Raw genomic sequence first — 9797 nt, forward strand, 5'->3', positions numbered from 1 at the left:
AATGCCAAGCAAATCTGCTGCTGATCGTGCTGTTACTTCTAATACAAAAAATTCAAGCAGTTTTCTTTGTATAGATTTCTTTAGTTTACAATTGGTTATCTTCATTTTTGTAGCTTAGCATAAGTGCTAATCTACTTCAGCCCCATCATTTTTTATCGCAGTTATGCCGCTTTGCGATTTTTTAGCTGATGGATTGTACTCGCCACAACACCTTGGATGTTAAGTTGCGTTAATTGCTTAATGGTTAAATTGCTATGATTTGAGTCCAAAGAAAAGAATACATATTGTCGATCTTTCATTGCAAAATATTCATATAATTGCAAGCCGTCATCTTGCTCAATTACCACTAAATCCCCTTCATTAATCTGTTCTCTTTGTTCAATGATCAGGATATCACCTACCTCAATACCCCACGCCAACAAATTTTCATTAGTCACACGAAGAAAAAAGGTTTGTTGCGGTTTACGGATGCAATAACGATTCAAATCCATTTTATAGTGAATATCGCTCTGTTTATTGAAATAAGGTAATTGCGGCTTATCATCATATAACGGCAAAGGAAGATAAGAATATTTTTGTTCTACACTGGCAGCTGTTTTGGTTTGCGGTTGCATAATGACCTCCACGATCACAAATACTGTTTATTTATACAGTATAATTTACTGTATATTAATACAGTATTCAACTATTTTTTGCACATTTATTTGCTAACCGCATAAAGTTGAATAAACTAAACAGACTTATCAATAAGTTAGAGTGATATCAATATGCAAATTAAACTTCAACAAGCAAAAATAAAAATAACATCGGAACTCTGGTTACATATCGATCATTTTGCCATCGAAGAGAAAACATTTAATGTCATTGTCGGTCATAACGGCAGCGGTAAAAGCACATTAAGCAAATTTATCAGTCAACACCAACCCCCTTATGAAGGACATTACCAAAATACATTTGAAAAAATCAGTTTAGTTTCCTTAGCTCAGCAGCAAGTATTATTGGAGCAGATTTTTCGAGATTTAAATAATGACAGTGTCAGCCCGGATGATCACGGTAAAACCGCGAAACAGATCATTTGTACGGACAAACAGTATAGTGATCAACAAATTGCAGAAACAGCGGCTTTAATTGGTATTCAACCTTTATTGGATCGTGCTTTTAAATTGCTTTCTACCGGAGAAGCAAGAAAAGTGCTATTGGCAAAAGCCTTAATTGAGCAACCGGATTTATTGATTTTAGATGAACCGTTTGAAGGCTTGGATGCTAACTCGCAACAACAGTGGCTACAGTTACTACAACAATTAAAACAAAATATTACTATTGTTTTAGTCATTAATCGTTTAACCGATGTACCGGTTTGGGCAGATACCATTTCGTTGTTGCATCAATGCCGATTATTGATACAGGATCAAGCCGATCAAATTTTAGAGAGCGATGCTTTCCAACAACTCTGCTATGCAGAAACTTCTCTACACGTTCCTGTGCCTCTTCCAGCTTTTCCTACTGTGACATTGTCACAAGATTTACAAACTATTTTTGACTTAGAGGATGTTACCGTTAAATATGGCGATAAAATTATTCTGAATAAACTGAACTGGCAAGTAAAACCGAAACAACATTGGTGGATAAAAGGTCCAAATGGTTGTGGCAAATCAACTTTATTGTCGATGATTAATGGTGATCATCCGCAAGCCTTTAACAACAAAGTCAAATTATTCGGTAAACAACGTGGCAGTGGCGAAACTGTTTGGCAAATTAAACAAAATATCGGTTTTCTCAGTAATCATTTTCATCTTGATTACCGAGTTAACTGCTCTGCATTGAATGTAATTATTTCTGGGTATTTTGACTCTATCGGTGTTTATCAACAGGTTGATGAAAATACCCGTTTGAACGCTTTACAGTGGTTGCAACGCATCAATATGGAAAAATTCGCCAACGCACCGTTTCGCTCTCTTTCTTGGGGGCAACAACGACTATTATTAATAGCGAGAGCTTTAGTTAAACATCCTCCGATTTTAATCCTAGATGAACCACTAATTGGCTTGGATGCATTAAATCGTCATTTGGTTTTAACGTTTATCGATCAACTGATTGTAAACAGCGATACGCAACTCTTTTTCGTTTCTCACCATTTAGAGGATCAGCCTGATTGTATTAGCCATATTTTTGAATTTTTACCAACAGAAAACGGTTACCAATACCATAGTTATGCCCTCGATTAAATTCGGCTTTACCCTATGGTTGCAGTGCTTTTTGTGCTATAATCCAAAACTGTTTTTTTGACAAAATTCAAATATAGGAAATGTCTAAATGAGCGATTTAGCAAAAGATATTATTCCCGTTAATATCGAAGAAGAAATGAAATCGTCTTACTTGGATTATGCGATGTCCGTGATTGTCGGTCGTGCATTACCTGATGTAAGAGATGGGTTAAAACCGGTGCACCGTCGCGTACTGTTCGCAATGGCTGTCGGTGGCAATGATTATAATAAACCATATCGTAAATCCGCGCGTATTGTGGGTGATGTTATCGGTAAATACCACCCTCACGGGGATTCCGCCGTTTACGACACTTTAGTGCGTATGGCTCAACCTTTCTCTTTACGCTATCCATTAGTTGATGGACAAGGTAACTTCGGTTCTATTGATGGTGACTCCCCTGCGGCAATGCGTTATACCGAAGCACGTATGACCCAAATTGCACACGAATTATTAGCTGATTTAGATAAGGAAACTGTCGATTATCAACCAAACTATGATGGTTCGGAAATGATCCCTGAAGTATTGCCCACTAAAGTGCCTGCATTGCTTGTTAATGGTTCTAGTGGTATCGCTGTTGGTATGGCAACCAATATCCCTCCACATAATTTAGGCGAAGTGGTTGATGGTTGTTTAGCCTATATTGATAATGAGCAAATTACTATTGATGAATTAATGAGCTACATTCCAGGCCCGGATTTTCCTACTGCGGCTATCATTAATGGTAAAAGAGGCATTGAAGAGGCTTACAAAACCGGACGCGGTAAAATTTATATCCGTGCAAAAGCCGATATTGAAACTGATGACAAAGGTCGTGAAAGCATTATCGTTCACGAAATTCCTTATCAAGTAAACAAAGCACGCTTAATCGAAAAAATCGCTGAATTGGTTAAAGAGAAAAAAATTGAAGGTATCAGCGGTTTACGCGATGAATCCGATAAAGACGGTATGCGGATCGTGATTGAAGTCAAACGTGATGCGGTCGGTGAAATTGTCTTAAATAATCTTTATGCGCTCACACAATTACAGGTTACTTTCGGCATTAACATTGTCGCACTCGATCACGGACAACCTAAACTACTCAATCTTAAAGAGTTAATTGAAGCGTTCGTATTGCACCGTCGCGAAGTCGTTACTCGCCGTACTGTATATGAATTGCGCAAAGCGCGCGAACGGGCGCATATTTTAGAAGGTTTGGCAATCGCGCTTGCCAATATTGATCCGATTATTGAGTTAATTCGTAATGCCCCAACACCGGCAGCAGCAAAAGAGGGGTTATTATCTCAACCGTGGCAATTAGGCAATGTTGAAGCAATGTTGGCGGCAACCGGCGTTGATGCAGCACGTCCGGAAGATTTAGATGAAAATTTAGGTATTCGTGGCGGCGTTTATCATTTAAGTGAAGCGCAAGCACAAGCAATCTTGGATTTACGTCTACAAAAACTCACCGGTTTGGAACACGAAAAAATTCTTGATGAATATAAATCCTTGTTGGATGTGATTGCAGAGCTTCTGCACATTTTGCACAGTCCGGCTCGTTTAATGGAAGTTATTCGTGAAGAGTTGGAAAAAATCAAAGCGCAATATAATGATCCTCGTCGTACAGAAATTACAGCAAGTAGCGGTGATATTAATCTTGAAGATCTCATCAATCCTGAAGATGTTGTTGTGACATTGTCACACGAAGGTTATGTCAAATATCAACCGCTTTCCGATTATGAAGCTCAACGCCGTGGCGGTAAAGGTAAATCTGCAACGAAGATGAAAGATGAAGATTTCATTGAAAAACTCTTGGTGGCAAATACCCACGATACTATTCTCTGTTTCTCCAGCCGTGGTCGCTTATATTGGTTGAAAGTTTACCAACTGCCGCAAGCCAGCCGTGGCGCAAGAGGTCGTCCAATCGTCAATTTATTGCCACTGGAAGAAAATGAGCGTATTACCGCCATTCTCCCAGTTAAAGAATATGCTGAAGATAAATTTATCGTGATGGCAACCGCCGGTGGTTTAGTGAAGAAAACTGCCTTGACTGAATTTAGTCGTCCTCGTGCTAATGGCATTATCGCAGTCAATTTGCGTGATGATGATGAGCTGATTGGGGTTGATATTACAGAAGGCAATAATGAAATTATGCTCTTCTCCGCTCAAGGACGTGTTGTGCGTTTCGATGAAAACGCAGTACGTGCAATGGGTAGAACGGCTGCCGGTGTACGCGGTATCAAACTTGCTTTAACCAATGACATTTCCGATGAAGAAAATGATAACGAAGAAAGCGGTAATGATGAAACTGATCAATCCTTAGATTTAAGCATTGATAAAGTCGTTTCCTTAGTTATTCCAAAAACCAATGGCGCTATTCTCACTGCAACACAAAATGGTTACGGTAAACGAACCGATCTAGCGGAATATCCAACTAAATCACGTAATACCAAAGGTGTTATTTCAATCAAAGTCAGCGAACGTAACGGTAAAGTGGTTGCCGCTGCCCAAGTTGAAGAAAATGACCAAATTATGTTGATCACTGATGCCGGTACCTTGGTGCGTACTCGTGTGGCAGAAATCAGTTTAGTTGGTCGTAACACGCAAGGAGTTCGCTTGATTCGTACCTCAGATACTGAACAAGTAGTCAGCATTGAACGTGTTTGTGATGACGATGAAGAAAACGATACTGTTGCTGAAGAATAGCTTCTATCTCAAAACAGACCTCAATTAAATAGAGCAAGGCGATGATAAATCGCCTTTTTTATCACTATTTTTCCCTTCGCCTCTTGATTACTGACAGAAAGTAAAGTACATTATTTTTCGTTTAGACATCTAAACGTCTATTTAATATATGATAATGAGGTTTTAAAATGAGTAAATTATTCCCAAATGCAACACAACGTACAAAAGCTCCTTTTCGTTTCGATATCGTCGGCTCATTCCTACGCCCGGAAGTATTAAAACAGGCTCGTCATCAATGCCAATGCGGTGATATTAGTTGTGCCGATTTAAAAAATGTTGAAGATCAAGAAATTACAAAATTAGTAGAACATCAGAAACAAGTTGGCTTACACGCAGTAACTGATGGCGAATTTCGCCGCACATTCTGGCATATGGATTTTCTTGCCGCATTGGATGGGGTTGAAGAAGTCGATGCCAAAAAATTCTCCGTTCAATTCAAACATCACAATGTACGTCCTAGAACATTAAAAATTGTCGATAGAGTTGGTTTCAGTGACAGCCACCCATTTGTTGAACATTATCGTTCATTACAAAAAATTGTAGGCGATTATCCAGTAAAATTCACCATTCCTTCACCGACCATGCTGCACGTTATCTGTATTGCTCGTGAAGCGGAATATCAACCGATTGAGCTTTATAAACAAAATCCACAACAATTATTTGCCGATCTTGCGCAAGCTTATCGTGATGCTATTGCTAAATTCTATGAATTAGGCTGCCGTAATTTGCAATTAGATGACACCAGTTGGGGTGAACTCTGCTCAGAAGAAAAACGTGCCGCCTACACTGCACGCGGTATCGATGTTGATCAACTCGCCAAAGATTACGTTAATTTAATTAATGAAGCTATTAAAGATAAACCAGAAGATATGACGGTCACAATGCATATTTGTCGTGGTAACTTCCGCTCAACTTGGTTCTCTTCCGGTGGTTATGAACCTGTCGCTGAAACATTATTCGGCCATTGCAAAGTGGATGGTTTCTTCCTTGAATATGATAGCGACCGTGCCGGAGATTTTAAACCGTTACGCTTTATTAAAGATCAACAGGTTGTATTGGGCTTGGTCACCTCAAAAAGCGGTGAGCTTGAAGATAAAGATGAAATTATTGCCCGTATTAAAGAAGCAGTGCAATATGTTGACATCAATCAGCTTTGCTTAAGTCCACAATGTGGTTTTGCTTCCACTGAAGAAGGAAACGTGTTGACTGAAGAACAACAATGGAAAAAACTTGAATTTATTCGTGAGATCAGCGAAGAAGTTTGGGGTAAATAATTCACCTAAATGAAAAAAATGCTTTTAACTGTTCGGTTAAAAGCATTTTTTATTTTTGCATTAATTCTGTTTGTTTTGACGTTTTTTACGTAAATAGTGAAACAATAAATAAACAGCTAAAAGAGCAATAAAAATATAAATACCGGTCTGACCTTTGCTTACCTGCTCTTTGATCCAATCAATATTATGTGCACCGTGATAGCCCAAATAGACCCAAATAGGCACGGAAATAATTGCAGCACAAAAATCCAACACAACAAAGCGCACATAACTGATGCGACGAGTAATCCCCGCCACCATATAAATCGGTGCTCTTAATCCCGGAAGAAAACGTGCAACAAATAAAACGCGATTACCATAATGATCAAATTTTTCTCGCACAGATCGCATTGTTTTTGGCTTTAAAATTCGGCGTAACGGACGGAAACGCAAAATTTTTACCCCATAAATCCGCCCTAACCAATACATTGTGCTGTCACCGACCAATACGCCAATCATACTGACCACCAACATAATATGCGGATTAGCATACCCCAAACCAGCAATAATTCCACCTGAAACTAAGGTAATATCTTCAGGAATAGGCACACCGAACCCACAAATAATTAAAACAAATAAAACAGCGAAGTAACCATAACTACTAAAAAATTCTACTAATAATTGCACAACAGACTTCCGAATAAAAATAGTAAATAAAGATATTAAAAGCGCATTTCTTGGTTTGTTATTTTGCCCTCTTTGCCACTGAATTGCTACTTAATTTGTTACCCTTATCAACACAAATAAAGAAATTTTTGCTCCGTTACAAAATTATCTCGATTGTTGCAACAAAACGCGCAATTAACGATTGCATTTTCTCGTCATTTCTCTATAATGCGACCGCTGATTTGTTTTCAGCACCTATTTTGTCAAGCTACTGGGTCGCCTGTAGCTTGTTTTGTTTAACGACCTTTTAGGTCACAACATAAAGAGATATTAAAATGTTTAAATTTAATGCTGAAGTTCGTGAAGCGCAAGGAAAGGGTGCGAGCCGCCGCTTGCGTAGAGCAGGTAAAATCCCTGCAATCGTTTATGGTGGTAATGAAGCACCAGTTTCTATCGTATTAAGCCACGATGAATTGAACAATGCTCAAGCTGAAGACAGCTTCTACTCTGAAGTTATTACTTTAGTGATCAATGGCAAAGAAGTTGCAGTAAAAGTACAAGCTATGCAACGTCACCCATTCAAACCAAAATTGGTTCACATCGACTTTAAACGTGCTTAATTAACGTTTTTAAACGCAGAACACCAACAGCAATGTTGGTGTTTTTGTTTATGCTTACAACAATTTCAACAATTTGCTTTCAAAATTCGCTAATTCATTAGGAGATGTTGATGAAAAAAATTGCACTCTGTATCAGTTATGACGGCTCTCGCTATTTTGGTTGGCAAAAACAGCAAGCTGTGCAAAGTATTCAGGCCGAATTGGAGCAAGCACTTTCTACTGTCGCCAATAAACCTATCGAAATTTTTTGTGCCGGAAGAACTGACGCAGGCGTACACGCCACCGGTCAAGTGATTCACTTTGAAACATCCGCTTCTCGTCCGTTACAGGCTTGGATACTGGGAACCAACGCACATTTGCCAGACGATATTGCAGTTAAATGGTCAACAGAAGTCAGCGCAGATTTTCACGCCAGATTTAGTGCACTCTCTCGCCGTTATCGCTACATTATTTATAATCGTCCGCAACGATCCGCTATTCTACCGACAGGCATTACTCATCATCACCAGCCATTAGACGAAAAATCAATGCATATTGCCGGTCAATACCTACTTGGTGAGAATGACTTCAGTTCATTTAGAGCAGCCCAATGTCAATCAAAATCACCTTGCCGTAACGTACATCACTTACAGGTTTCACGCTTTGGCGATTATCTTGTCGTGGATATCAAAGCCAATGCATTTGTACATCATATGGTACGCAATATTGTCGGCAGTTTGCTCGTCGTCGGCGAAGGCAAACAAAAGCCGGAATGGATTCAATGGTTATTACAGCAGAAAGATCGCACTCTTGCCGCCCCTACTGCCAAAGCAGCCGGTTTATATTTAGTTGAAGTGCATTATCCGGATATTTTTCAGTTGCCAAAAAGTGCTGTTGGCCCCTTATTTTTACCGGATGAAATAATTTAAGCCAATTTTGCAATAATCTTGATATAGAAATAGTGAAAAAGATAGATAATACAAACTTTCAAACACGTTATCATCAATAATGATCATAACGGTATTATCAACAAATAATACCGCTTTTATCTAGCAAAAAAGATATTAAATTCTATGAAATTATGCTTTAATAAGCGCTATTTGCTATCATCTCGAACCAATTTCTGGAGATAAATATGAGTTGGATTGAAAGAATTTTTAATAAGAATCCCGTTTCCGGTTCACGCAAAGCGAATGTGCCGGAAGGAGTTTGGACAAAATGTACTGGTTGCGGGCAAGTATTATATCGAGAAGAACTTAGTCGTAATTTGGAAGTTTGTCCTAAATGCGGTCATCATATGCGTATTGATGCTCGTACTCGCCTGCTTGCACTATTAGATCAGGATAGCACTGTCGAAATTGCTGCCGAATTAGAACCGCAAGATATTCTCAAATTCAAAGATCTAAAAAAATATAAAGACCGTCTTTCCGCTGCCCAGAAACAGACCGGTGAAAAAGATGCAATGATCGCTTTTTCCGGCAAACTCTATGAAATGCCGATTGTTGCCGCAGCCTCAAACTTTGATTTTATGGGGGGATCTATGGGTTCCGTTGTCGGAGCAAAATTTGTCAGAGCGGCAGAAAAAGCCATTGAAGACAACTGTCCGTTTGTTTGTTTCTCTGCCAGTGGTGGTGCCCGTATGCAAGAAGCATTAATTTCATTGATGCAAATGGCAAAAACCAGTGCGGTATTGGCAAGAATGCGTGAAAAGGGCGTGCCGTTTATTTCCGTTTTAACCGATCCTACTTTAGGCGGTGTATCCGCTAGTTTTGCTATGCTTGGTGATATTAATATTGCCGAACCGAAAGCATTAATCGGGTTTGCCGGTCCACGTGTCATTGAGCAAACAGTGCGTGAAAAATTGCCGGAAGGCTTCCAACGCAGTGAATTTTTATTAGAAAAAGGTGCGATTGATATGATCGTACATCGTAAAGATATGCGTCAAACATTGGCGAGTATTTTGGCGAAATTAACTAACCAGCCTTCTCCATTCAAAACGCCGGAAATGGTTGAAGAAATGTCAGAGTAAAAATAAAGGCATCTGTTAATCAGCAGATGCCTCAGACTGCTGACAAACCCATCTTTCCAAAATCATTTGATAAAAGTGGGTTTGTTTTTTTACTTTGTCGCTTTTCTCTTGCTTTTCCTTTCAGATAACGGTGCCAGCGGTCATTTTCGCTGATTGTTTTACCCATGCCTCAAACAAGTAAAATTGACGCCATAAATAAGACAAAATAGCCCATACCACTAGGGCAATTTTCTTGATATTTTGTGCCATTGCCGCAAGGAAGCA

Annotated in this window: 8 protein-coding genes and 1 pseudogene; 6 read left to right on the top strand and 3 right to left on the bottom strand. The window is 39.1% G+C overall.

The window, feature by feature from the left end; all coding sequences use genetic code 11:
- Positions 1-105: pseudogene (locus tag A3EO_RS13410) on the bottom strand (IS1595 family transposase); the annotation flags it as partial.
- A gap of 56 nt (positions 106-161) precedes the next feature.
- Positions 162-614 (bottom strand): LexA family protein, encoded by a 453-nt coding sequence (locus A3EO_RS0111090; protein ID WP_018347196.1) that lies wholly within the window; start codon positions 612-614, stop codon positions 162-164.
- A 153-nt stretch (positions 615-767) separates the two neighbouring features.
- Between A3EO_RS0111090 and modF the strand changes: the two genes are divergently transcribed.
- From modF to A3EO_RS0111105, 3 genes are all read left to right on the top strand, one after another.
- Complete coding sequence (modF, locus tag A3EO_RS0111095; protein ID WP_018347197.1) at positions 768-2225, top strand: molybdate ABC transporter ATP-binding protein ModF; 1458 nt, start codon at positions 768-770, stop codon at positions 2223-2225.
- Between the two features lie 88 nt (positions 2226-2313).
- The gene (gene gyrA / locus A3EO_RS0111100; RefSeq protein WP_018347198.1) at positions 2314-4947 is read left to right on the top strand and encodes a DNA topoisomerase (ATP-hydrolyzing) subunit A; all 2634 of its coding nucleotides are present in this window, start codon (positions 2314-2316) and stop codon (positions 4945-4947) included.
- A gap of 167 nt (positions 4948-5114) precedes the next feature.
- Positions 5115-6260: a 5-methyltetrahydropteroyltriglutamate--homocysteine S-methyltransferase gene (locus tag A3EO_RS0111105; RefSeq protein ID WP_018347199.1), complete on the top strand. Its 1146-nt coding sequence runs from the start codon at positions 5115-5117 to the stop codon at positions 6258-6260.
- A gap of 60 nt (positions 6261-6320) precedes the next feature.
- On the opposite strand, the gene A3EO_RS0111110 is transcribed toward A3EO_RS0111105, so the two are convergent.
- Positions 6321-6926, bottom strand: coding sequence for a DedA family protein (locus tag A3EO_RS0111110; RefSeq protein WP_018347200.1), 606 nt, complete (start codon positions 6924-6926; stop codon positions 6321-6323).
- A gap of 314 nt (positions 6927-7240) precedes the next feature.
- On the opposite strand from A3EO_RS0111110, the gene rplY reads away from it, so the two are divergent.
- The 3 genes from rplY to accD all read left to right on the top strand — a co-directional run bounded on the left by rplY (position 7241) and on the right by accD (position 9533).
- Positions 7241-7525 (top strand): 50S ribosomal protein L25, encoded by a 285-nt coding sequence (gene rplY / locus A3EO_RS0111115; protein WP_018347201.1) that lies wholly within the window; start codon positions 7241-7243, stop codon positions 7523-7525.
- Between the two features lie 110 nt (positions 7526-7635).
- Positions 7636-8433: a tRNA pseudouridine(38-40) synthase TruA gene (gene truA / locus A3EO_RS0111120; RefSeq protein ID WP_018347202.1), complete on the top strand. Its 798-nt coding sequence runs from the start codon at positions 7636-7638 to the stop codon at positions 8431-8433.
- 206 nt (positions 8434-8639) lie between these two features.
- A complete protein-coding gene (accD, locus tag A3EO_RS0111125; RefSeq protein WP_018347203.1) occupies positions 8640-9533 on the top strand; it encodes an acetyl-CoA carboxylase, carboxyltransferase subunit beta in 894 nt (297 codons plus the stop codon).
- Positions 9534-9797: the final 264 nt, after the last annotated feature.

The sequence above is a fragment of the Gallibacterium anatis DSM 16844 = F 149 genome, assembly GCF_000379785.1.
Classification (GTDB): Bacteria; Pseudomonadota; Gammaproteobacteria; order Enterobacterales; family Pasteurellaceae; genus Gallibacterium; species Gallibacterium anatis.

Coding starts and splice junctions, on each gene's coding strand:
- modF (WP_018347197.1), top strand. CDS start 768: ATGCAAATTAAACTTCAACAAGCAAAAATAAAAATAACATCGGAACTC.
- gyrA (WP_018347198.1), top strand. CDS start 2,314: ATGAGCGATTTAGCAAAAGATATTATTCCCGTTAATATCGAAGAAGAA.
- truA (WP_018347202.1), top strand. CDS start 7,636: ATGAAAAAAATTGCACTCTGTATCAGTTATGACGGCTCTCGCTATTTT.
- A3EO_RS0111090 (WP_018347196.1), bottom strand. CDS start 614: ATGCAACCGCAAACCAAAACAGCTGCCAGTGTAGAACAAAAATATTCT.
- accD (WP_018347203.1), top strand. CDS start 8,640: ATGAGTTGGATTGAAAGAATTTTTAATAAGAATCCCGTTTCCGGTTCA.
- rplY (WP_018347201.1), top strand. CDS start 7,241: ATGTTTAAATTTAATGCTGAAGTTCGTGAAGCGCAAGGAAAGGGTGCG.
- A3EO_RS0111105 (WP_018347199.1), top strand. CDS start 5,115: ATGAGTAAATTATTCCCAAATGCAACACAACGTACAAAAGCTCCTTTT.